Below are 23,589 nucleotides of genomic sequence, written 5' to 3'. Positions count from 1 at the left end.
ATGACAACATTACTCAATCCCTATTTTGGTGAATTCGGTGGCATGTATGTGCCGCAGATTCTGATGCCTGCTCTGCGTCAACTGGAAGACGCGTTCGTCAGTGCGCAAAAAGATCCCGAGTTTCAGGCCCAGTTCACCGACCTGCTGAAGAACTACGCGGGGCGTCCCACCGCGTTGACCAAATGTCAGAACATTACGGCCGGAACCCGCACCACGCTTTACCTGAAGCGTGAAGATCTGCTGCACGGCGGCGCACATAAAACCAACCAGGTGTTAGGTCAGGCGTTGCTGGCAAAACGCATGGGTAAAACTGAGATTATTGCCGAAACGGGTGCAGGACAGCACGGAGTGGCTTCGGCGCTCGCCAGCGCCCTGCTCGGCCTGAAATGCCGTATCTACATGGGAGCGAAAGACGTCGAGCGACAGTCGCCAAACGTCTTCCGTATGCGCCTGATGGGTGCCGAAGTGATTCCGGTACATAGCGGCTCGGCCACGCTAAAAGATGCCTGTAACGAAGCGCTACGCGACTGGTCCGGCAGTTATGAAACCGCGCACTATATGCTGGGTACCGCGGCAGGTCCACACCCGTTTCCGACCATTGTACGTGAGTTCCAGCGTATGATTGGCGAAGAGACCAAAGTACAGATCCTCGAAAAAGAGGGTCGCCTGCCGGATGCGGTGATCGCCTGCGTGGGCGGCGGCTCCAACGCCATCGGGATGTTTGCCGATTTCATCAATGAACCAGACGTGGGACTGATTGGCGTGGAGCCAGGCGGTCACGGAATTGAAACCGGTGAACACGGTGCGCCGTTGAAGCACGGCCGCGTTGGGATCTATTTCGGCATGAAAGCGCCAATGATGCAGACCGAAGAGGGACAGATCGAGGAATCCTACTCCATCTCTGCGGGTCTCGACTTCCCGTCCGTCGGACCACAGCATGCGTATCTGAACAGCATCGGTCGCGCCGACTACGTGTCGATCACCGATGACGAAGCGCTGGACGCGTTTAAAACGCTCTGTCTGCACGAAGGCATTATTCCGGCGCTCGAGTCGTCACACGCCCTGGCCCACGCGCTGAAAATGATGCGTGAAGATCCGGAAAAAGAGCAACTGCTGGTGGTTAACCTTTCCGGACGCGGTGACAAAGATATTTTCACAGTACACGATATTCTGAAAGCGCGAGGGGAAATCTGATGGAACGCTATGAAAGCCTGTTTGCACGACTGAACGATCGCAAGGAAGGTGCCTTTGTTCCCTTCGTGACCCTCGGCGACCCGGGCGTTGAGCAGTCACTGAAAATTATCGATGCCCTGATTGAGGCGGGTGCGGATGCGCTGGAGTTAGGGATCCCGTTCTCCGACCCGCTCGCCGATGGCCCGACCATTCAGAGCGCCACGCTGCGCGCGTTTGCCGCCGGCGTTACGCCGACCCGCTGTTTTGAGATGCTGGCCGCCATCCGCGAAAAGCACCCCACCATTCCCATTGGTCTGCTGATGTATGCGAATCTGGTATTCAGCAAAGGCATTGACGCGTTTTACGCACAGTGCGAAAAAGTCGGCGTCGACTCTGTGCTGGTCGCTGACGTGCCGATTGAAGAGTCCGCGCCATTCCGCCAGGCCGCGCTGCGCCACAACATTGCGCCGATCTTCATCTGTCCGCCGAATGCCGATGACGACCTGCTGCGCCAGATTGCCTCCCATGGCCGGGGTTATACCTATCTGCTGTCGCGGGCAGGCGTAACAGGCGCAGAAAACCGTGCCGCGCTGCCGCTTCATCATCTGGTAGAAAAGCTGAAAGAGTACAATGCTGCACCTTCTTTGCAGGGTTTTGGCATTTCGGCACCGGACCAGGTTTCTGCCGCCATTGATGCGGGTGCCGCAGGGGCGATCTCCGGCTCAGCGATCGTCAAAATCATCGAAAAGAACGTCGCGCAACCCGAGCAGATGCTCACAGAACTGAAGACATTCGTCAGCGGGTTAAAAGCCGCTACCCGCCGGTAATTCCCCTTGACCGCCAGACTCCCGCTGGCGGTCTTATCCTTTAGTCTGCTTCATTTTGTACATCTCACCATCCGCATTCTGAATAGCATCATCGATCCCCGCGATCACTTCGGCAACGCCCCAGGAAATGGAGAGCGGTACCTGTGTATCCTGTACGATAAATTGATACGCATTGATCTGGTGGGCGATACGCTCAGCGATGGCGACCGCATCGGCAGTTTTCGCCTGATACAGCACGATCACAAATTCATCCCCACCGGTACGAATCACCAGATCGTCACTGGTGCGGGTGTTGGACAACATCCGGTTGGCGATAACCTGTAGCGCTCTGTCGCCAGCAACGTGCCCCCAGGTATCGTTAATCGCTTTAAATTTATTGCAATCAACCAGCACTACTGAACTGTTCGAGAGATCCCGCCGCTTGATGATGTCGAGAATTTTACGGTTGAAGCAGCCCGTCAACGAGTCGATGTAGATTTTCAGATCGCTCTCGTTCAGCCAGGATTTTAATCCCATCATGATCAGCACAAAGAAGAACGGTGCCATCAGGATCAGCAGTCCGGCCTGGGTGTCATGCATCGCAAATCCGCTGAGCGATATGGCGTAGTGAATGACGTACTTTTCAGAGAGCACCTTAAAGCGGATTTCCGGGCGTTTATGACAGTCTCCCGACAGACACAGCGACTGCTGATTCAGGGTGTTCACCAGCGAAACATTCAGCCCATGCGGCACCTGCCGATCAAAAGCATCGCGTAATGCTTCCTGAAGTTCCGGCTTCGCATGGTCGTAAACCAGATAGCCCACGATATGGTCGGAAATCTCATTGCCGGAGAGGTCGTAGATATAGCTCACGACGCTAAAGGCTTTCTCATCCGTGATCCTATCGTCATAAAAATCTGTCGAGCTCAATGCCTTCGTTTTGACGCTCTTTTCCAGCAGACGGGTATAAAAATCGACGGGAGGGAGAAAGAAGCTGGAAATATTTCGCGCCATCTTCGACGTGTGATAATCAAATGCTTTAGCATCGGCGGGAGTGAACCAGTAAAAATAGCTCGCATCATCGGCAATAATATAGCGATGGGCATCGAAATTTCCCGGATTAAGTGCATTGACCCTGCTGCGAATAAACTCAGCGGCGGCAAACATACACAGCGCGTTGACAGTCGGCTTACGCGCCACCATTGCTCCCGATGCGGAGTGAATGCGTTTACTGTCGGCGTTAATTCCCCAGGCTTCTCCACGGGGAGTAAACTGTGACATCTCCCCACACTGGCCGGCAGTTTTGATCTGCCGGTAGCGCACACCGGTAGCATCGGCGATCATTTCATTATCATTAAAGATATCGAGCATCCGCGTTTGCAGACGGTTCATCCCTTCATTGACGGCCGCCAGTCGCTGCTCATAGATAATGAACAGGAAAAGCGACGTAAACAGCAGCGTGATCAACGCTGAAATAATAAGTGCCTGTCTGTTTCTTAAACTGTCCTGCACAATTTTCACCAAGGCACCCTGAACATCAACACGTTGTTATCACTACGGTATTCGATTTTACCGACACAGTACAGGTCAGAACGGTTAATCATCCCCTTCTGTCAGATAAGCCACATGGCAGTTGCTCAAGCGCCGCAATTTTTTGTTCCAGCAAAAACGAGGGGTGTTTCATGGTGCATTACTCACAGAACGTGCCTATCAGAAAAGATAGCAGTTCTGCACGTGGCGCATAAAAAAAGCGGGCTGAATGCGCCCGCTTTGTTCTGCCGTTTTCGTTATCAGAAACGATAGCCTGCAGAGAACATAAATACCCAGGGGTCGAGACGGATATCGTCATGCTGCTTAACACCACCGAGTTTGTAGTCTGCGGTAGTATCAATATCCATATACCAGACTGACATGTTAATCAGCCAGTCGCGGTTGATAAGATAGTCCAGTCCGACCTGACCTGCTGCACCCCAGGAGTCTTTAAGACTCAAATCAGAGACGCCCGTCTCTTCACCATTCTTATTAACATCAGTATTAAAGAAGGTCGTGTAGTTTACCCCAACCCCCACATACGGGCGCAGTTTGCTGCTGGAGTCACCGAAATACCACTGCGCCATCAGGGTTGGCGGCAGATGGTGAACGGTGGCGATATCACCGGTCATCTGCGTGCCTACCTTATGACGAAACGGCGTTGCCGCCAGCAGTTCAACACCAATGTTGTCGGTCGCCATGTAAGTGAATGTCAGCCCCAACTGCGTGTTGTTACTGACGTTAAAGCCGCCCAAATGACCTAAAGTCCCATCCGCGCCTTCTGAAGGTCTTACCGTCGCCGACCCCGCACGAATAAAAAACTCACCGGCTTCATGTGCATAAACGCTGCCAGAGAGAAGTGTACTAACTGCCAATGCCGCCACTGTTAACTTTTTCATACCCGCTCCATCGTTATGGTTATAAATGCGTCACGAATATACCTACATTGGAGTAATAAGTGATCCAACCTGGATCACATTAGGCCGTGTAATTTAACATTTATTGATCCAGATTAAGTTAGAAGTGGCATTCAAAATCCTGGTTATTCTTGTTCAGATCAATTTTGCAATATTTACACTCTGAAAATATTTTCTTCATTTTTGCGGGAACAGCGTCCTCACGCTGTGGATTTGTTGTTCAAATTACTCTGGCTTTACAAAGATATGCTTTTCCATACACCCCATGATGCTGCCACTGCGCGGTTATCCAGGGTACAATTGCACGCTTAACAACACCTGCAGAACTCAAGGAGAGTGCATGTCTATCACGGCGCAGTCCGTATACCGTGACACCGGGAATTTTTTCCGTAATCAATTTTTAACCATCCTGCTGATCTCGCTCCTGTGCGCGTTCATCACGGTGGTATTGGGGCATGCCTTCTCACCCAGCGATGCGCAGATTGCACAGCTGAGTGAAGGGGATAATCTGGCGGGAAGCGTAGGTTTGTTCGAACTGGTGCAAAACATGACGCCGGAGCAGCAGCAGATCCTGTTGCGCGCCTCTGCGGCCTCCACGTTTTCAGGGCTGATCGGCAATGCCGTGATGGCCGGCGGTGTGTTGCTGATGATTCAATTAATTTCAGCGGGTCATCGCGTCAGCGCCCTTCGCGCTATCGGAGCCAGTGCGCCGATTCTGCCGCGTCTGTTCATCCTGATTTTGCTGACAACTCTGCTGGTGCAACTCGGGATTATGCTGGTGGTGGTACCTGGTATCCTGTTGGCTATCCTGCTGGCGCTTGCGCCAGTCATGCTGGTACAGGATAAAATGGGCATATTCGCCGCGATGCGCAACAGTATGCGTCTGGCGTGGTCTAATATGCGACTGGTCGCCCCGGCGGTGATGGGCTGGCTGCTGGCAAAAACGCTGCTGCTCCTTTTTGCTTCCAGCTTTGCTGCATTTGACCCTAACGTTGGCGCCGTTATCGCGAATACGTTGAGCAATCTGATCTCCGCCGTATTGCTCATCTACCTGTTTCGTCTGTATATGTTGATTCGCCAATAACCCTGTCTGCGTCGCCGGCAGTAATGCCCGACGCGTTTGATTACGGAATCGAAGAATGAAGCAGTTTCTTGATTTTTTACCGCTGGTTGTCTTCTTTGTCTTTTACAAAGTGTATGACATCTATGCGGCCACCTCGGCGCTCATTGTCGCAACGGCTATCGTGCTCATCTACAGTTGGGTTCGTTATCGCAAAGTTGAGAAAATGGCGCTGATCACCTTTGTGCTGGTTGCCGTGTTCGGCGGTCTGACTATCTTCTTCCATAACGATGAATTTATTAAATGGAAGGTGACGGTGATTTACGGCCTGTTTGCCGGTGCGTTACTGGTAAGCCAGTGGATCATGAAAAAACCGCTAATCCAGCGCATGTTGGGGAAAGAACTGTCGCTGCCGCAACCGGTCTGGTCAAAGCTCAACCTGGCGTGGGCCATCTTCTTCATTTTGTGTGGCCTTGCCAATATCTACATCGCGTTCTGGCTGCCGCAAAATATCTGGGTGAACTTTAAAGTGTTCGGCCTCACCGCGCTGACACTGATCTTTACCCTGCTCAGTGGCGTCTATATCTATCGCCATCTCCCGCAAGAAGACAAATCGTAAACATCCATCAAACCAGGCCCACGGGCCTGGTGTTACTTTCTGCACATTCCCTGCCGAACGCGCCATAAATTGCATGAATCATGGAGATATTGTGGAGATTGCCTCCATAATATTGTAATGAGAATGCTTATCATTGATATTCCATATCGCATTTTTAACAATATGGATGTCAGTTGATGAATACGATAACAAAAATCTCACCGCGCCCTCTGGCGCTTTTGATTGCCACAGCATTAAGCGGAAATGCATTCGCCGTAGAAGAGGTCATGAACGACGGTGAAACGATGGTCGTCCAGGCAACCGCCGAAGAAGCTCTCAAACAGCAGCCCGGTGTTTCTATCATTACCGCCAAAGACATTGAAAAATCCCCGCCGGTCAACGACCTCTCCGATATCATTCGTACCATGCCTGGTGTGAACCTGACGGGCAACAGCGCCAGCGGGAGCCGGGGCAATAATCGCCAGATTGACATTCGCGGTATGGGGCCGGAAAACACGCTGATCCTGATTGACGGCGTTCCGGTTACTTCACGCAATTCCGTACGCTATAGCTGGCGCGGTGAACGCGATACCCGCGGCGACACGAACTGGGTACCGGCGGAGATGGTCGAACGTATCGAAGTACTGCGCGGCCCGGCGGCGGCACGTTACGGTTCCGGTGCTGCAGGCGGCGTAGTAAACATCATTACCAAACAGCCGACGAACGACTGGCATGGCTCTCTGTCCCTTTATACCAATCAGCCCGAGAACAGCAAAGAAGGTGCCACCAAACGTGCGAACTTCAATCTGAGCGGTCCGCTAGTCGATGACATTCTCACCATGCGCCTGTACGGCAATATCAATAAAACCGATGCCGATGCAGCGGATATCAATACCCAGCAAAATGGATCCTATGCGGCGGGGCGTGAAGGGGTGCGTAATAAAGATATCAACGCCCTGCTCTCCTGGAAACTGACGCCACAGCAAATTGTTGATTTTGATTACAGCTACAGCCGTCAGGGCAACATCTATGCCGGAGATACGCAGTACAGCAACGGCAACGTCAGTCCTGACGGGTTGGTTAGTTCACTCTACGGTGATGAAACCAACCGGATGTATCGCCAGTCGTGGGGGCTGACGCATAACGGCATCTGGGACTGGGGACAGTCCAAATTCGGCGTGTATTACGAAAAAACGAATAACACCCGGATGCAGGAAGGTTCGACCGGTAAAGTGGAAGGTATGATCAATAACACCGAATACGCCACCAGCCGTCTTGAATCTTATCGTTCCTCCGGAGAGCTCAACATTCCGCTTTTCTGGCTGGTTGATCAGACCCTGACGCTGGGGGCTGAATGGAACCGCGACGAACTTAATGACCCGGCGTCTATGCAGGCCACCAGCGCATCAGGCGTGCAGATTGGCAATGTCTCCGGTGACGCATCCAGTCGCAGTACCAAAAATAGCGCCACGCTCACCGGTATCTATCTGGAAGATAATATCGAAGCCCGTCCGGGCACCGATATTATTCCGGGGATTCGTTTTGACTATCACGACGAATTTGGCAGCAACTGGAGCCCGAGTCTGAATATGTCGCAGGAGCTGGGCGATCTGTTCAAACTGAAAGCCGGGATCGCGCGCGTCTTTAAAGCACCAAACCTCTATCAATCCAGCGAGGGATATTTGCTCTCCACGCGCGGCAACGGCTGTCCGAATAACATCGCTACCGGCAGTTGTTACCTGTTGGGTAATCCGGATCTGGACCCGGAGATCAGTATCAACAAAGAAATCGGTCTGGAATTTAATTCCTCAGGTTGGGATGCGGGAATCACCTGGTTCCGTAACGATTATAAAAACAAGATCGTTTCCGGGACCGATATTATCGGTTACGCTTCCAACGGGAATAACATCCTGCAATGGGAAAATGGCGGCAAAGCGATTGTCGAAGGTCTGGAAGGTAACGTAGTCATCCCGCTGGTACCGGAGACCTTAAACTGGCGTACCAACGCGACTTACATGATCAAATCCGAGAACAAAGACACAGGCAACCCACTCTCCGTGATCCCCAAATACACCATCAATACCCTGCTCGACTGGCAGGTGAACGACAAGCTCTCCACGCAGGTACAGTGGACGCAGTACGGTCGACAAAAACCACGTGAATATGCCGAAACTCGTAACGAAACGGGTGCCATGTCGGATAAAGAGATTGGCGCTTATGCGATTGTCGGCCTCGGCGCTAACTACCAGATGACGAAAAACCTGCGTCTTAACGCCGGGATTAGCAACCTGTTCGATAAGCAGATCTATCGTGAAAACGACGGTGCCTCGACCTATAACGAACCCGGACGCGCTTACTATGCTGGTGTGACGATGTCATTCTAATCTCTCGAACGCCCGTCTCGCGGGCGTTTCCCCTCTGTTCTCCGTGCTAAAATCATAGTAGCATCGCGCCTGAAATTTCTTTCTACAGTCGGTTTTACAATGACAACAACAACGCATGCCCCCCAGGGCGAACTGGTTTTACGCACACTGGCTATGCCTGCCGATACCAATGCAAACGGAGATATTTTTGGCGGCTGGCTGATGTCGCAGATGGATATTGGTGGTGCCATTCAGGCCAAGGAAATTGCCCATGGTCGCGTGGTGACCGTCCGTGTGGAGGGAATGAGCTTTCTGCGCCCGGTCGCCGTCGGCGACGTAGTGTGCTGTTACGCCCGCTGCGTAAAGCGAGGAACCACGTCCATTAGCATCAATATTGAAGTCTGGGTGAAGAAAGTGGCCTCTGAGCCGATTGGCCAGCGCTACAAAGCGACAGAAGCACTGTTTATCTATGTCGCGGTAGATCCGGACGGTAAACCCCGCCCGCTTCCGGCGCAATAAGCACAAAAAAGCCTCCGCTCAGGAGGCTTTTCCTTTCATATTTCTCAATCACTCGATTTGCGTGGTGCCGTTCAGGCGGAAGACAATATTCACGACCAGCCCTGAGCCAGGCTTTCCGGCTTCATAGCGCCATCTGCGCATTGCATTCTTCACTTCACGTTCAAACATGTTGGCCGGCTGCGCTGACACGATTTGTACATTATCCACCCGTCCATCAGACGTGACATCAAATTTTACTTTTACCCGCCCTTCAATGCGCAATGCCTGAGCACGCGCCGGATACTGCGGCTGATTACGCGTCAACGCACGCGGACCTGCCGGAACGCTCACCGTCGGCTTGCTTGTCGCCGGTGCGGTACTGGTTGTCGGACGCGCCGGCGCGGTATTCTCAAACGGCGACGCCTGGCGCGGTTCGGCGGGTTTGACATCACGCTTCGGCTGCTCCTGCACCTTTTTCACCGGCTTCGGTTTTGGCTTAGGCTTAGGTTTCGGTTTCTCGATAACAACCGGTGCCTCTTTAGGCGGTTCCGGGATCGGCTCTGGTTCAGGCTCGACAACCGGCTCCGGCGGCGGCTGAACAGCCTGTGGCGGTTCCAGGTCGGCTGGCGAAACCATCGTTACGGAGATAGGCTGCGCAGGGGCTGGCAGTTCAATAACCTGATGTACCGAGGTATACAAGAGTCCCGCCACTAAAGCACCATGAATGCCAACGGAAAGTAACGTCGGCCAGGGAAAGCGACGAGGTAAATCAAGGGTCATTGAAGTCATAATCGTTTCAGTTGAAAAACCAGGCCTCGATTTTAAATGCAAATAGCAATCATATTCAATAAGCCATCAACATAAGCGCCATTTTTATCCTGAAAAACCCATGGTAACTGCACGGCCTTAACAAGGTTGTCATCTTTGCATTGCAGTAAAGAGGCCTTTCAAATAACGTATTTAGCACTTTTACCGAACAAGGAGCCCTATCCGTGCTTTATGTCATCTACGCGCAAGATAATCAAAACTCACTTGAAAAGCGTCTTTCCGTCCGCCCAGCCCATCTGGCGCGACTGCAGTTGCTTCACGACGAAGGGCGTCTGCTGACTGCGGGCCCAATGCCTGCTGTAGATAGCAACGATCCAGGTGCGGCAGGTTTTACCGGCTCCACGGTGATTGCTGAATTTGACTCACTGGAAGAGGCGAAATCCTGGGCGGAGGCTGACCCCTATGTCGCCGCGGGGGTTTATGCGGAGGTTTCGGTGAAGCCCTTTAAGAAGACGTTCTGAAAGGCGTGTTCATTGGGCACCGCATGCGGTGCCCTGTTCACTCAGAGGCTGTGGATCGCAAACAACAGCGAGTTACGCTGCTGATTCAGGACACACTTTCTGATTGAGTGGATACGCATATTCCGACGAGACTGCCCCTCAAGCCAACGCGCTTTACGGCGACTGGCCTGACGCAGCATCCGCCAGCGCCCCACTTCCGTTCTACTCCGCTTCATGATACCTACTCTTACCGTGCCAGAATTGGCATTATACCCTCCGCAGACAGGCAGGCTAGCGCTTTTGCCGTGTTTTTATTTGCCAGATTAAACATGACGCGTAAACTCTTAACAATACGCTTTCAAAAGGATTTTTAATCTATGACAACCTTCTACACGGTGGTGAGTTGGCTGGTCATTCTGGGCTACTGGGTGCTCATTGCCGGTGTAACATTACGTATTTTAATGAAACGCCGCGCGGTTCCTTCCGCGATGGCCTGGCTGTTGATCATTTATATTCTGCCGTTGGTCGGAATTATCGCTTATTTATCCTTCGGGGAACTCCATTTAGGCAAACGCCGGGCCGAGCGCGCGCGCGCCATGTGGCCGTCCACCGCGAAGTGGCTGAACGATCTCAAAGCCTGCAAACACATCTTCGCCGAGGAGAACAGCAGCGTCGCCGCTTCGTTATTTAAACTCTGTGAGCGCCGTCAGGGTATCGCAGGCGTCAAGGGCAACCAACTGCAGTTGCTCACCGATTCTGAAGATGTGATGCAAGCGCTGATCCGCGATATCCAGTTGGCGCGCCATAACATCGAGATGGTGTTTTATATCTGGCAACCCGGCGGCATGGCGGATCAGGTTGCGGAATCCCTGATGGCTGCCGCTCGACGCGGGATCCATTGTCGCTTAATGCTCGACTCGGCGGGCAGCGTCGCCTTCTTCCGCAGTCCCTGGGCAGCGATGATGCGCAATGCCGGTATTGAAGTGGTTGAGGCGCTGAAGGTCAACCTGTTCCGTGTGTTCCTGCGTCGCATGGACCTGCGTCAACACCGTAAAATGGTGATGATCGATAACTATATTGCCTACACCGGCAGCATGAACATGGTCGACCCACGCTTTTTCAAACAAGATGCCGGGGTCGGTCAGTGGGTGGATCTGATGGCGCGAATGGAAGGTCCGGTGGCGACCGCGATGGGCATCGTCTATTCCTGCGACTGGGAGATTGAAACCGGCAAACGGATCCTGCCACCTCCTCCGGACGTCAACATTATGCCGTTTGAAGAGGCCAGCGGGCACACCATTCATACTATCGCCTCTGGCCCGGGCTTTCCGGAAGATCTGATACACCAGGCGCTGCTGACCGCGGCCTATTCGGCGCGTGAATATTTGATCATGACCACGCCCTATTTCGTGCCGAGCGACGATTTACTGCACGCAATCTGTACGGCGGCGCAGCGCGGGGTGGACGTCAGCATTATTTTGCCGCGCAAGAACGATTCGCTGTTAGTCGGCTGGGCCAGCCGCGCTTTCTTTACTGAGCTACTGGCGGCAGGCGTGAAGATCTACCAGTTTGAAGGCGGTCTGCTGCATACCAAGAGCGTACTGGTCGATGGTGAACTCAGTCTGGTCGGGACCGTGAACCTCGATATGCGCAGTCTGTGGCTTAACTTTGAGATTACGCTGGTCATTGACGACGTCGGATTCGGCGGCGATCTGGCTGCCGTACAGGACGATTACATCTCCCGCTCTCGCCTGCTGGACGCGAGTTTGTGGGTAAAACGACCACTCTGGCAGCGGATCACCGAGCGACTGTTTTACTTCTTCAGTCCGTTGCTGTAAAACGTGCCCAAGAGACGGTAAACAGGTAGTCATTATGGATATGGATCTGAACAATCGCCTGACTGAAGATGAAACGCTTGAGCAGGCATACGATATTTTTCTCGAACTGGCGGCCGATAACCTCGACCCGGCGGATATTATTCTGTTCAATCTGCAGTTTGAGGAACGCGGCGGCGCGGAGTTGTTTGATCCGTCCGAAGACTGGCAGGAGCACGTTGATTACGACCTGAATCCTGACTTTTTTGCCGAAGTGGTGATTGGTCTGGCGGACAGTGAGGACGGCGAGATCAATGATATTTTTGCTCGCGTGCTGTTGTGTCGCGAAAAAGATCACAAGCTCTGCCATATTCTCTGGCGCGAGTAATTGAAGAAGAAAAGAGCCGCATTCGCGGCTCTTTTTACTTAGTCCGGCAATTTACCGCCGCAGTGGTTACAAAACTTCGCGCTATGCTCGTGCTGGCTTTGCTGGCACTGCGGGCATTGGCGCTGCTGATTCCGCTTTTGAAACGCCATGCTCATATGGGTGGTAATCAATCCGGTCGGGATCGCAATCACCGAATAGCCAATTAGAATCAGTACTGACGCCACGACCCGTCCCAACGGGGTATGGGGCGTAATATCGCCATACCCGACGGTCGTAACGGTAACAATCGCCCAGTAGACCGACGCATTTAGCGTGGTGAATCCATATTCCGGCCCTTCGATAAGATACATCAGCGTGCCGAAAATAATCATCAAAATGCCGATAAACGAATAAAACAACATCAACTGATGCCTGGCACTCAGAATCGCCTGCCAGAACACCCGTAACGAGGGCATAAAACGCAGCAGCTTCAGGATGCGCAGGATACGAATGGCCCGCATGGCCCGCCAGGCAAAAACGTAATCGAGGCTAATTTCCGGCCACAGCCACATTACATACAGGGGCAGAATAGTGGCTAAATCAATTAATCCCCAGAAGCTGAAGACATATTTCGCCGGATTCGGCCAGCTCACCAAACGCAGAAAATATTCCAGCGTAAAGACCAGCGTGATGATCAATTCGAGCCAGACAAAAATATGCCATTCGTCATACGTCAGGTGATATTGCGTACCAATGCCTGATTCAATAAAAATAACCAGCACGCTAAGCAGCGCAAACAATGCACAAAATATCTCACCCTGTCGCCCAGAACGGGTATTCAGGTCGAACAAACGGTGATAAATCTGCCTGCGAAGCGATGACAATGAAAACGACACGATAACCTCTGCAAAAAGAAGGGCTGACAGTTTGTCAGCCCTTGCGATTATAGCGGGTCTACCTTTAGGCAGGATACGGCATGCCGGAAACTGCCTTCCAGTACCGGACGCGTTTTCGCACACTCAGGCCCGGCGATCGGGCAGCGGGTACGGAATACGCAGCCTGATGGCGGGTTAATCGGTGACGGCAACTCCCCTTCCAGTAACTGAATCGTCTTGTTCTTTTCCAGATCGGGATCGGGGATCGGCACCGCCGACATCAGCGCTTTGGTGTAGGGATGCAGTGGGTTGTGGTACACCTCGTCATAGGTCCCCAGCTCCACGGCGTGGCCCAGGTACATCACCAGCACGCGGTCGGAGATGTGTTTCACGACCGCCAGGTCATGGGCAATGAAGATCAACGACAGCCCCATCTCGCGCTGAAGTTGCTGTAACAGATTGACGACCTGCGCCTGAATCGACACGTCCAGTGCAGAAACCGGCTCATCACAGATGATCAGCTTCGGCTCCAGAATCAACGCACGGGCAATCCCGATACGCTGGCACTGTCCGCCCGAAAACTCATGCGGGTAGCGGTTGATCAGGTTAGGCAGCAGACCCACCTTCATCATCATCGCTTTCACCCGATCGCGCACGTCCTGACGAGACAACTTCGGATGATAGGTCCGTAGCGGTTCAGCAATGATTTCACCAATAGTCATGCGCGGATTCAGCGACGCCAGTGGATCCTGGAAAATCATCTGGATATCGCTGCGCACGTCGCGCCATTCGTCGGGCTTCATTCCCAGCAGATTTTTACCTAACCATGCCACCCGCCCATCGGTCGCTTTCACCAGCCCGATAATGGCTCGGGCAAAGGTCGACTTTCCACAGCCAGATTCACCAACGACACCCAGCGTCTCCCCTTCATACAGCCTCAGCGTTACGCCATCGACTGCCTTCAGGGTTTTCGAAGGCTGCCAGAACCACTGCTTGCCATCTTTAATGTCGAAATGCACCTTCAGATCGGCGATTTCCAGGAGGACTTTACGTTTTTCATCAACAGCGTTCATGCCAGATCCTCCACCGGTTTAAAGCAGGCACGCAGACGTCCCGGACTGAACTCTTCCAGCGGCGGAGCGGTACTGCAAATCTCCATCGCATGCGGACAGCGCGGCTGGAACGGACAGCCTTTCGGCAGACGCAGTAAATTAGGCGGGTTCCCCGGAATGGTCAGCATCTCTTCGCCTTCACCATCCAGACGCGGCACTGCATTCAGCAGGCCAATCGAATACGGATGAACGGGCTGATAAAAGACATCGCGGGCATTACCGTACTCCATAGTCCGGCCTGCATACATCACCAGTACTTTGTCGCAAATTCCGGCCACGACCCCAAGATCGTGAGTAATCATAATGATTGCGGTGTTGAATTCACGCTTCAGTTCATTCAGCAGAGTCATGATTTGAGCCTGCACGGTGACGTCCAGCGCGGTTGTCGGTTCATCGGCAATCAGCAGCTTCGGCCTGCACAGCAGCGCCATTGCGATCATCACGCGCTGGCGCATGCCGCCAGAAAACTCATGCGGGAACATCTTCATCCGCTTACGCGCTTCCGGCATTTTGACCGCGTCCAGCATTCTGACCGACTCGTCAAACGCCTCCGCTTTGCTCATGCTTTTATGCAGCATCAGCACTTCCATCAACTGCTCGCCCACGCGCATGTAGGGGTTCAGCGAAGTCATCGGGTCCTGGAAAATCATCGAGATCTGTTCAGCACGCAGCTTATTCAGTTCACGCTCCGGCAGATTGAGGATCTCGCGGCCGCTGAAGGTCGCCGAACCGCCAATCCGGCCATTTGCGGCCAGCAGTCCCATCAGTGCAAACGCGGTCTGCGATTTGCCTGAACCGGACTCACCGACGATACCGAGGGTTTCTCCGGCGCGCAGCGTAAAGTTCAAATCATTCACCGCGGTGACATCACCGTCCGGGGTACTGAACGTCACACGAAGATCTTTTACGTCCAGCAGTGCGTTAGCCCTTTGCTGCGCGAACGGCACGCTTGCAGTTTCAATTACGCTCATGGCTGCACTCCTTAACGGTCTTTCGGGTCGAGGGCATCACGCAGGCCATCGCCAATAAAGTTAAAACAGAACAACGTCACCACCAGGAAGCCTGCCGGGAACAGCAGTAGCCAAGGAGACACTTCCATCGAGTTAGCGCCATCGCTCAGTAATGCGCCCCAACTACTCAGCGGCTCCTGCGTTCCCAGTCCCAGGAAGCTGAGGAAGGATTCAAACAGGATCATACTTGGCACCAGCAAGGAGGCGTACACCACCACCACACCCAGCACATTCGGCACAATATGGCGCAGTACGATATTGCCGGTCGACACGCCACCTACCTGCGCGGCTTCGATAAACTCTTTTCGCTTCAGGCTCAGAGTCTGCCCACGCACAATACGCGCCATATCCAGCCAGGAGACCATCCCGATCGCCACAAAAATCAGCAAAATGTTTTGTCCGAAGAAGGTAACCAACAGAATAACGAAGAACATAAACGGGAAGGAGTTGAGGATTTCCAGCAGACGCATCATCACGGAGTCGATTTTGCCGCCCAGATAGCCTGAAAGCGAGCCGTACAGCGTGCCCACCACCACGGCCACCAGCGCGGCAGCAATGCCGACCATCAGCGAGATCCGCCCACCAATGGCTACGCGTACCAGCAAATCGCGTCCTGAGGAGTCGGTACCGAAATAGTGGCCTGATTCAGTATCCGGCGCGCTGGACATCATTCCCCAGTCGGTATCGAAGTAGGTGAACTGCGACAGCATGGGTGCCAGCGTCACAAACAGCGCGATCATCACCAGTACAATCAGACTGGCAACCGCCGCGCGGTTATGCATAAAACGACGGCGTGCATCCTGCCACAGGCTGCGCCCTTCGACCTCCAGTTTCTCACTGAAATTCTCCAGCGCTTCGCTGTTTTTCTTACTTAACATCATCGCGAGCTCCAGTATCAGTAACGAATTTTCGGGTCGATGACGGCATACAGCACGTCAACTATCGCATTAAAGACAATGGTTAATGTCCCCACCAGGATTGTCAGACTGAGAACCAGCGAGTAATCGCGGTTCAGCGCACCGTTAACAAACAGCTGACCGATACCCGGCAAACCATAAATCGTCTCAATGACCATCGAACCGGTAATAATCCCGACAAATGCCGGTCCCATATAAGAGAGCACAGGGAGTAGCGCGGGTTTTAACGCATGGCGGAAAATAATGCGACGCATCGGCAGCCCTTTGGCTCGCGCGGTGCGGATGAAGTTTGAATGCAACACTTCAATCATCGAGCCTCGGGTGATACGCGCAATACTGGCAATATAGGCCAGCGATAACGCCACCATCGGCAGGATCATAAATTTCAACGCCCCGCCGTTCCAGCCGCCGCCTGGCAGCCATTTGAGCGTGATTGCAAATATCATAACCAGCAGCGGCGCGACCACAAAGCTCGGTATCACCACCCCGGTCATGGCTACCCCCATGACCGCATAGTCCCATCGCGTGTTTTGCTTCAACGCGGCAATCACTCCGGCGCTTACCCCGAGGACGACGGCCAGAAGAAAGGCCGCAAGACCCAGCTTCGCAGAAACCGGGAAGCTCGAGGCGACCAGATCGTTAACCGTATAATCTTTGTATTTAAACGAAGGACCGAAATCACCATGCGCCAGTTGCTTCAGGTAGCTGAAATACTGGGTCATGATGGGATCGTTAAGATGGTATTTCGCTTCAATGTTTGCCAGCACTTCGGCTGGCAGCGCGCGCTCACCGGTAAAGGGACTTCCCGGCGCAAGGCGCATCATAAAGAACGAAATGGTAATAAGAATAAACAGTGTCGGAATTGCTTCCAGACAGCGACGTAGAATAAATTTCAACATTGCCCGTACCTTCTGGCGAGTGCCTTTACACCCCTTCACGCAGAACTGCTGATAAGGGGTGTTGAGAGTCGACGAAAAAAGACACTGTGGGGCAACACAAGCTGCCCCACCCTTTGCCATTAATGCTTAATAATATACAAGTCTTTGACGTGGATATTATCCATCGGGTCTTTACCGGTATAACCACCCACCCACGGTTTTACCAGACGGGCGTTGACGTAGTAGAACACCGGTACAATCGCAGAATCCTTATCAAGCTGCTGTTCGGCTTTACCGTAAAGCTCAGTACGCTGTTCTTCATTCGTTGCTTTCAGCGCATCGGCGAGGATCTTGTCAAATGTCGGGCTCTTATAGTGCGTCGTGTTGTTTGAGCTGTCAGACAACACCATGTTCAGGAAGGATGTTGGCTCGTTGTAATCCGCACACCAGGCCGCACGAGAGACATCATAGTTACCCTGATGACGCGTATCGAGGAAGGTTTTCCACTCCTGGTTTTCCAGCTTCACATTCACGCCTAAATTTTTCTTCCAGATGGACGCGGCGGCGATAGCCAGTTTTTTATGCAGATCAGAAGTGTTATACAGCAGATTAAAGGTCAATGGTTTATCGGCCGTATATCCGGCTTCAGCCAGTAATTTTTTCGCTTCTTCGTTACGTTTTTCCTGCGTCCAGCCAAACCACTCTGGTTCAGTCAGTTTTGCGCCATCGGTATACGGAGGCGTGAAGCTGTATGCCGGCAGGTCACCCTGATTTTTCACTTTATTAACGATAATATCGCGGTCCAGCGCCAGCTTGAGCGCGGTACGCACGCGAACATCCGTAAACGGTGCTTTCTGGTTATTGATTTCGTAATAGTAGGTGCACAGATACGGGTCAACGTGAACTTCGTTCGGGATCTCTTTTTTCAGCTTCTGGAACAGTTCAATCGGCATGTTGTTATAGGTCATGTCGATTTCACCGCTACGGTAGCGGTTGACGTCTGTCACTTCTGAAGCGATTGGCAGGTAGGTCACCTGATTAATGACCGTTTTGGCGTTGTCCCAGTAATCAGGATTGCGCTCGAGCACGATATGTTCGTTAACGACCCAGTCTTTCAGCTTATACGCGCCGTTGGTAATAATATTGGCTGGCTGAGTCCACTTCTCACCGTATTTTTCGACCGCCGCTTTAGGAACCGGGGAAACAGATGAGTGCACCAGCAGTTTGTAGAAATAAGGAACAGGCTCGCTGAGGGTAACTTCAAAGGTATTATCATCAATGGCTTTAACACCAAGATCGGTTGGCGGTTTTTTGCCAGCAACAATGTCGTCAATATTGACGATGTGGCCATACTGCAGATAACTGGCGTAAGGGGATGCGGTATTCGGATTAGCCAGGCGCTGCCAGCTGTAAACAAAATCGTGGGCGGTCACCGGTGAGCCATCAGACCATTTTGCGTCTTTGCGCAGATGGAATGTCCAGACTTTAAAGTCTTTATTTTCCCATTTCTCAGCCACGCCCGGAGAAGGTTTACCATCGACGTCACTGATGATTAGCCCTTCGAATAGATCGCGGCTGATATTGGATTCCGGCACGCCTTCGATTTTATGCGGATCGAGGGACTGTACTTCCGAGCCATTATTTCGCACCAGCGTCTGTTTTTCTGCCAGTTGCACACCGGCGGGAACGACCGCCGCTGTTGCCACATTTCCGGCGATGAGCGCAGTTAAAATTCCTGCCGCCACTAAACTTTTCTTCGTGTTGGTCATTGTGTTTGTACTCCCTCATTATAATTACTGGTTTTATCACCAGCCTGTTAATCCCGTCAGGGATCTCTGAACAGCTCCGGAGACTTTCAGCTGTCAGGTCATTTACTGCCTGCTATCACCGACTTTATTTATTCTGACGATTCGTATGATCGCCTTACGTCGATTTGTTATGCGCCTCCCCTGCCAGGGTCGCATGAACAGTGGGCTAAACTGCCTTGTTGATATTTATTCTCATCAACCAGCAATCTGCTGCAATATGAACTGTCGGAAAGTAACAAAAGCATTAATTAACCGCCAATACAATTTACAGATTTGTTAAGCAATTCTCTTTTAGAGAAAAAACACCGTGCTGGCAGAATGTTACAAAACATAAAAAATAAAAATAACTTCTTATTAATCATGAAATTAATGACACCCTGTCAGACAGAGAATGCTGATATCCGCGAAAGGTGTAAAAATGTACGATAATTTAACAATTGGTTATTTTTTAGCACATTCATCTGCAAGTTAATTGAATTAACTAATATCATCTCAATTATCCTTCAGCAAGCCCAGGATTGTGATGTGAGCAAAATAACAAAGCTTTGCGGTGCTGTGAGAGTAAAAACAGAATAAAATCAATGGGATTTAACCCCATGAAGGTATTAGTTTTTCCCGATGCACGGATCGGAAAGTAAGAAAGGTGACGAAATATCGCCCATAACGAAAAACGGAGCTGCGATCAGCTCCGTCGGTCATTTCATTTGAAAGCGAATTAACTTAACAGCCCAGGGAATATGGCCTTAATACCGGTGACGATAAATTCGATGCCCAGCGCCATTAATAGCAGACCCATAATTCGGGTAATCACGTTGATGCCTGTCTGCCCCAGGACACGCACTAACCACGGTGCCATACGGAAAAGCCCCCAACAACACAGGGCAAAAATCGCAATGGCGACAAAAAAGCCAAGCAAGTACATGACGCTGTGGTAACGCGTTCCCCATACGATCGTCGAACTGATCGCCCCGGGGCCTGCCATCAGCGGCAGCGCCAGTGGAACAACGCCTACACTCTCCCGAATCGCCGTTTCCGATTTTTCCTGCTTGTTCTGCTTATCCTCACCCAGCTTGCCGCTGATCATCGACATCGCGATAGTGACCACGAGGATCCCGCCGGCGATACGGAACGAATCAATCGAGATACCGAACAGTTGCAGAATGCCGTCGCCGAGGAATAACGAGGTCCACAAAATGATTGCAACAGACAGGTTGGCAGTCAGGTTCGTTTTGTTACGCGCCGCCGCTGTCTGGTAGCTGGTCATACTAATGAAGACAGGAATAATCCCAACCGGGTTAACTAGTGCAAATAACCCGATGAAAAATTTGAAATAAACAGGAAAATCAAACAGCGTTTGGATCACGGTTAGCTCCGAAGCGTTAGCCGTATAAAGTGAGTTAAAATAACCGGGTGAAAACCGTGCTGAAGATACGCCTTTTCACAGCACATTTCACCAGGGCAAACGTAAAATTGCTACCATTCCTGAGTGTTACCAATATGTTTTAATTATGATAATTTGACAGTCATTCACCACTACAATTAAACAACAGTTTGCGTTTAGGGCTAAAAGGGCCTGCTGAAAGGTGTCAGCTTTGATAAATCTTGATCCAGATCACGTAATCGCTACTCAGAAGTGAGTAATCTTGCTTACGCCACCTGGAAGTAACGCGTTAGAGTTAGATGACGCTGACGCATAAGCTCTTTTAGTAAATCAGAGCAAACTGAACGTTAAGTAACCAATTGATTTTCTGGCCGTTATGCAAACTAACGCCCGCTGTCTATACTCACGTATCGAGCAGATGATTTACTAAAAAAGTTTAACATTATCAGGAGAGCATTATGGCTGTTACTAATGTCGCTGAACTTAACGCACTCGTAGAGCGCGTCAAAAAAGCCCAGCGTGAATATGCCAGTTTCACTCAAGAACAAGTTGATAAAATCTTCCGCGCCGCCGCTCTGGCCGCTGCAGATGCTCGAATCCCTCTTGCGAAGATGGCCGTTGCTGAATCCGGCATGGGCATCGTCGAAGATAAAGTGATTAAAAACCACTTTGCTTCTGAATACATCTATAACGCATATAAAGATGAAAAAACCTGCGGCGTGCTGTCTGAAGACGACACCTTCGGGACCATCACCATTGCTGAGCCTATCGGCATCATCTGCGGTATCGTACCGACCACAAACCCAACCTCTACGGCAATCTTTAAGTCCCTGATTAGCCTGAAAACCCGTAACGCCATCATCTTCTCTCCGCACCCGCGTGCGAAAGATGCAACCAACAAAGCGGCAGATATCGTGCTGCAGGCGGCTATCGCTGCTGGCGCACCGAAAGACCTGATTGGCTGGATCGATCAACCTTCCGTAGAACTGTCTAACGCGCTGATGCATCACCCGGATATCAACCTGATTCTGGCGACCGGTGGTCCTGGCATGGTGAAGGCAGCATACAGCTCCGGTAAACCTGCTATTGGCGTGGGTGCAGGTAACACGCCGGTGGTTATCGACGAAACCGCAGATATCAAGCGTGCTGTTGCATCTGTGCTGATGTCCAAAACCTTCGATAACGGCGTTATCTGTGCTTCTGAACAGTCTGTTGTTGTGGTTGATTCCGTTTACGATGCCGTTCGCGAACGTTTTGCCAGCCACGGCGGCTACATGCTGCAGGGTAAAGAACTGAAAGCCGTTCAGGACGTGATCCTGAAAAATGGCGCGCTGAACGCCGCTATTGTGGGTCAGCCAGCGTATAAAATTGCTGAACTGGCCGGCTTCTCTGTACCAGAAACCACCAAGATTCTGATCGGTGAAGTGAAAGTCGTTGATGAGAGCGAACCGTTCGCACACGAAAAACTGTCCCCGACGCTGGCAATGTACCGTGCGAAAGATTTCGAAGACGCGGTTATTAAAGCAGAGAAACTGGTTGCAATGGGCGGTATCGGTCATACCTCTTGCCTGTATACCGACCAGGACAACCAGCCGGAACGCGTGGCTTACTTCGGCCAGATGATGAAAACCGCACGTATCCTGATCAACACCCCGGCATCTCAGGGTGGTATCGGTGACCTGTATAACTTCAAACTCGCACCTTCCCTGACTCTGGGTTGTGGTTCCTGGGGTGGTAACTCCATCTCTGAAAACGTTGGTCCGAAACACCTGATCAACAAGAAAACCGTTGCTAAGCGAGCTGAAAACATGTTGTGGCACAAACTTCCGAAATCTATCTACTTCCGCCGTGGCTCACTGCCTATCGCGCTGGATGAAGTGATTACTGATGGCCACAAACGTGCGCTCATCGTGACTGACCGCTTCCTGTTTAACAACGGTTATGCAGACCAGATCACCTCTGTGCTGAAAGCCGCTGGCGTTGAAACCGAAGTGTTCTTTGAAGTAGAAGCTGACCCAACGCTCTCTGTGGTCCGTAAAGGCGCGGAACTGGCTAACTCCTTCAAACCTGACGTGATCATCGCGCTGGGTGGCGGTTCCCCGATGGACGCCGCGAAAATCATGTGGGTCATGTACGAACATCCGGAAACACACTTCGAAGAACTGGCACTGCGCTTTATGGATATCCGTAAACGTATCTACAAGTTCCCGAAAATGGGCGTGAAAGCGAAAATGATCGCGGTCACTACCACGTCCGGTACGGGTTCTGAAGTCACGCCGTTCGCCGTTGTGACCGACGATGCAACCGGTCAGAAATACCCACTGGCTGACTATGCCCTGACCCCGGATATGGCGATTGTCGATGCCAACCTGGTGATGGACATGCCGAAATCCCTGTGTGCCTTTGGTGGCCTTGATGCGGTGACTCACGCCCTGGAAGCTTACGTTTCCGTACTGGCTTCTGAGTTCTCGGATGGTCAGGCACTGCAGGCGCTGAAACTGCTGAAAGAAAACCTGCCAGCGTCCTATAACGAAGGGTCTAAAAACCCGGTAGCCCGTGAACGTGTTCACAGTGCAGCAACCATCGCCGGTATCGCGTTTGCGAACGCCTTCCTCGGTGTTTGTCACTCAATGGCGCACAAACTGGGCTCTCAGTTCCACATTCCGCACGGCCTGGCAAACGCCCTGCTGATCAGCAACGTTATTCGCTACAACGCGAACGACAACCCGACCAAGCAGACTGCCTTCAGTCAGTATGACCGTCCGCAGGCACGCCGTCGTTATGCTGAAATCGCAGACCATCTGGGTCTGAGTGCACCGGGCGACCGTACTGCAGCCAAGATCGAGAAACTGCTGGCCTGGCTGGAAAGCCTGAAAGCTGAACTGGGTATTCCGAAGTCAATCCGCGAAGCGGGTGTTCAGGAAGCAGACTTCCTGGCTCATGTTGACAAGCTGTCTGAAGATGCATTCGATGACCAGTGCACCGGCGCTAACCCGCGCTACCCGCTGATCTCCGAACTGAAACAGATCCTGCTGGATACCTTCTATGGTCGTGAGTTCTCTGAAGGAACGCCGGCAGCGAAAGAAGTTGCTGCTGCGCCGAAAGCAGAGAAGAAGGCGAAGAAATCTGCTTAATCCTCGCTAAGCATCCGTAACGTAAAAGCGGCCTCAATTGAGGCCGCTTTTTTGTATCCGAAATCAAGCATTGCTATCGG

At 52.0% G+C, this 23,589-nt stretch carries 21 protein-coding genes and 1 pseudogene; 11 read left to right on the top strand and 11 right to left on the bottom strand.

Features of this window, described 5'->3' with window-relative positions:
• Positions 1-1,194: a tryptophan synthase subunit beta gene (gene trpB / locus I6L53_RS09920; protein ID WP_042318655.1), complete on the top strand. Its 1,194-nt coding sequence runs from the start codon at positions 1-3 to the stop codon at positions 1,192-1,194.
• Positions 1,194-2,000 (top strand): tryptophan synthase subunit alpha, encoded by an 807-nt coding sequence (gene trpA / locus I6L53_RS09915; protein ID WP_042318653.1) that lies wholly within the window; start codon positions 1,194-1,196, stop codon positions 1,998-2,000. The genes trpB and trpA overlap by 1 nt, the downstream gene beginning before the upstream one ends.
• Positions 2,001-2,033: 33 nt before the next feature.
• Here the strand turns inward: trpA and I6L53_RS09910 are convergent, their stop codons facing one another.
• Together I6L53_RS09910 and ompW are read right to left on the bottom strand one after the other, a co-directional pair.
• The gene (locus I6L53_RS09910; RefSeq protein WP_042318651.1) at positions 2,034-3,500 is read right to left on the bottom strand and encodes a GGDEF domain-containing protein; all 1,467 of its coding nucleotides are present in this window, start codon (positions 3,498-3,500) and stop codon (positions 2,034-2,036) included.
• A gap of 269 nt (positions 3,501-3,769) precedes the next feature.
• Complete coding sequence (gene ompW / locus I6L53_RS09905) at positions 3,770-4,408, bottom strand: outer membrane protein OmpW (RefSeq protein ID WP_042318650.1); 639 nt, start codon at positions 4,406-4,408, stop codon at positions 3,770-3,772.
• Positions 4,409-4,660: 252 nt separating this feature from the next.
• Here ompW and I6L53_RS09900 point away from each other — a divergent pair.
• The 5 genes and pseudogenes from I6L53_RS09900 to yciA all read left to right on the top strand — a co-directional run.
• Positions 4,661-4,738, top strand: a pseudogene (locus I6L53_RS09900) (YkgJ family cysteine cluster protein); the annotation flags it as partial.
• A 28-nt stretch (positions 4,739-4,766) separates the two neighbouring features.
• Complete coding sequence (locus tag I6L53_RS09895) at positions 4,767-5,510, top strand: YciC family protein (RefSeq protein WP_042318648.1); 744 nt, start codon at positions 4,767-4,769, stop codon at positions 5,508-5,510.
• 55 nt (positions 5,511-5,565) lie between these two features.
• On the top strand, positions 5,566-6,105 hold the full coding sequence (locus tag I6L53_RS09890) for a septation protein A (protein ID WP_042318647.1): 540 nt from the start codon (positions 5,566-5,568) through the stop codon (positions 6,103-6,105).
• Positions 6,106-6,281: 176 nt separating this feature from the next.
• Positions 6,282-8,468 (top strand): TonB-dependent siderophore receptor, encoded by a 2,187-nt coding sequence (locus I6L53_RS09885; protein WP_042318645.1) that lies wholly within the window; start codon positions 6,282-6,284, stop codon positions 8,466-8,468.
• Between the two features lie 99 nt (positions 8,469-8,567).
• Positions 8,568-8,966 carry an acyl-CoA thioester hydrolase YciA gene (yciA, locus tag I6L53_RS09880; RefSeq protein WP_042318644.1) on the top strand — a complete coding sequence of 133 codons (399 nt, stop codon included), beginning with the start codon at positions 8,568-8,570 and terminating at the stop codon, positions 8,964-8,966.
• Positions 8,967-9,014: 48 nt separating this feature from the next.
• Here the strand turns inward: yciA and tonB are convergent, their stop codons facing one another.
• The gene (gene tonB, locus I6L53_RS09875; RefSeq protein ID WP_042318703.1) at positions 9,015-9,725 is read right to left on the bottom strand and encodes a TonB system transport protein TonB; all 711 of its coding nucleotides are present in this window, start codon (positions 9,723-9,725) and stop codon (positions 9,015-9,017) included.
• Between the two features lie 212 nt (positions 9,726-9,937).
• Between tonB and I6L53_RS09870 the strand changes: the two genes are divergently transcribed.
• Positions 9,938-10,234 carry a YciI family protein gene (locus tag I6L53_RS09870; protein WP_042318643.1) on the top strand — a complete coding sequence of 99 codons (297 nt, stop codon included), beginning with the start codon at positions 9,938-9,940 and terminating at the stop codon, positions 10,232-10,234.
• A 41-nt stretch (positions 10,235-10,275) separates the two neighbouring features.
• On the opposite strand, the gene I6L53_RS09865 is transcribed toward I6L53_RS09870, so the two are convergent.
• Entirely contained in the window at positions 10,276-10,449 is a 174-nt protein-coding gene (locus I6L53_RS09865; RefSeq protein WP_086512586.1) for a YciY family protein, read from the bottom strand.
• A gap of 141 nt (positions 10,450-10,590) precedes the next feature.
• Here I6L53_RS09865 and cls point away from each other — a divergent pair, with 141 nt between their 5' ends.
• Both cls and I6L53_RS09855 read left to right on the top strand, forming a co-directional pair.
• Positions 10,591-12,051, top strand: a complete 1,461-nt coding sequence (gene cls, locus I6L53_RS09860) for a cardiolipin synthase (protein ID WP_042318641.1) — start codon at positions 10,591-10,593, stop codon at positions 12,049-12,051.
• A 34-nt stretch (positions 12,052-12,085) separates the two neighbouring features.
• Complete coding sequence (locus I6L53_RS09855) at positions 12,086-12,415, top strand: HI1450 family dsDNA-mimic protein (RefSeq protein ID WP_042283511.1); 330 nt, start codon at positions 12,086-12,088, stop codon at positions 12,413-12,415.
• Between the two features lie 38 nt (positions 12,416-12,453).
• Here the strand turns inward: I6L53_RS09855 and I6L53_RS09850 are convergent, their stop codons facing one another.
• The 7 genes from I6L53_RS09850 to ychE form a co-directional block, all read right to left on the bottom strand.
• Positions 12,454-13,290: an ion transporter gene (locus tag I6L53_RS09850; protein ID WP_042318640.1), complete on the bottom strand. Its 837-nt coding sequence runs from the start codon at positions 13,288-13,290 to the stop codon at positions 12,454-12,456.
• Between the two features lie 47 nt (positions 13,291-13,337).
• Complete coding sequence (oppF, locus tag I6L53_RS09845) at positions 13,338-14,342, bottom strand: murein tripeptide/oligopeptide ABC transporter ATP-binding protein OppF (protein ID WP_042318638.1); 1,005 nt, start codon at positions 14,340-14,342, stop codon at positions 13,338-13,340.
• Positions 14,339-15,352, bottom strand: a complete 1,014-nt coding sequence (gene oppD / locus I6L53_RS09840) for a murein tripeptide/oligopeptide ABC transporter ATP-binding protein OppD (RefSeq protein WP_042318636.1) — start codon at positions 15,350-15,352, stop codon at positions 14,339-14,341. The genes oppF and oppD overlap by 4 nt, the downstream gene beginning before the upstream one ends.
• An 11-nt stretch (positions 15,353-15,363) precedes the next feature.
• Entirely contained in the window at positions 15,364-16,272 is a 909-nt protein-coding gene (oppC, locus tag I6L53_RS09835; protein WP_042318635.1) for an oligopeptide ABC transporter permease OppC, read from the bottom strand.
• A 14-nt stretch (positions 16,273-16,286) separates the two neighbouring features.
• Positions 16,287-17,207 carry an oligopeptide ABC transporter permease OppB gene (gene oppB, locus I6L53_RS09830; RefSeq protein WP_042318633.1) on the bottom strand — a complete coding sequence of 307 codons (921 nt, stop codon included), beginning with the start codon at positions 17,205-17,207 and terminating at the stop codon, positions 16,287-16,289.
• A 119-nt stretch (positions 17,208-17,326) separates the two neighbouring features.
• Positions 17,327-18,955, bottom strand: a complete 1,629-nt coding sequence (gene oppA, locus I6L53_RS09825; RefSeq protein WP_042318632.1) for an oligopeptide ABC transporter substrate-binding protein OppA — start codon at positions 18,953-18,955, stop codon at positions 17,327-17,329.
• A 754-nt stretch (positions 18,956-19,709) separates the two neighbouring features.
• Positions 19,710-20,357 (bottom strand): NAAT family transporter YchE, encoded by a 648-nt coding sequence (gene ychE, locus I6L53_RS09820; protein ID WP_042318631.1) that lies wholly within the window; start codon positions 20,355-20,357, stop codon positions 19,710-19,712.
• 476 nt (positions 20,358-20,833) lie between these two features.
• Between ychE and adhE the strand changes: the two genes are divergently transcribed.
• Positions 20,834-23,509, top strand: a complete 2,676-nt coding sequence (gene adhE / locus I6L53_RS09815; protein WP_042318630.1) for a bifunctional acetaldehyde-CoA/alcohol dehydrogenase — start codon at positions 20,834-20,836, stop codon at positions 23,507-23,509.
• The last annotated feature ends 80 nt before the right edge of the window (positions 23,510-23,589 follow it).

Source organism: Citrobacter farmeri, assembly GCF_019048065.1.
GTDB lineage: Bacteria > Pseudomonadota > Gammaproteobacteria > Enterobacterales > Enterobacteriaceae > Citrobacter_A > Citrobacter_A farmeri.
The sequence above is the reverse complement of the archived record's forward strand: the minus strand, read 5'-3'. Positions and strand labels throughout refer to the sequence as shown.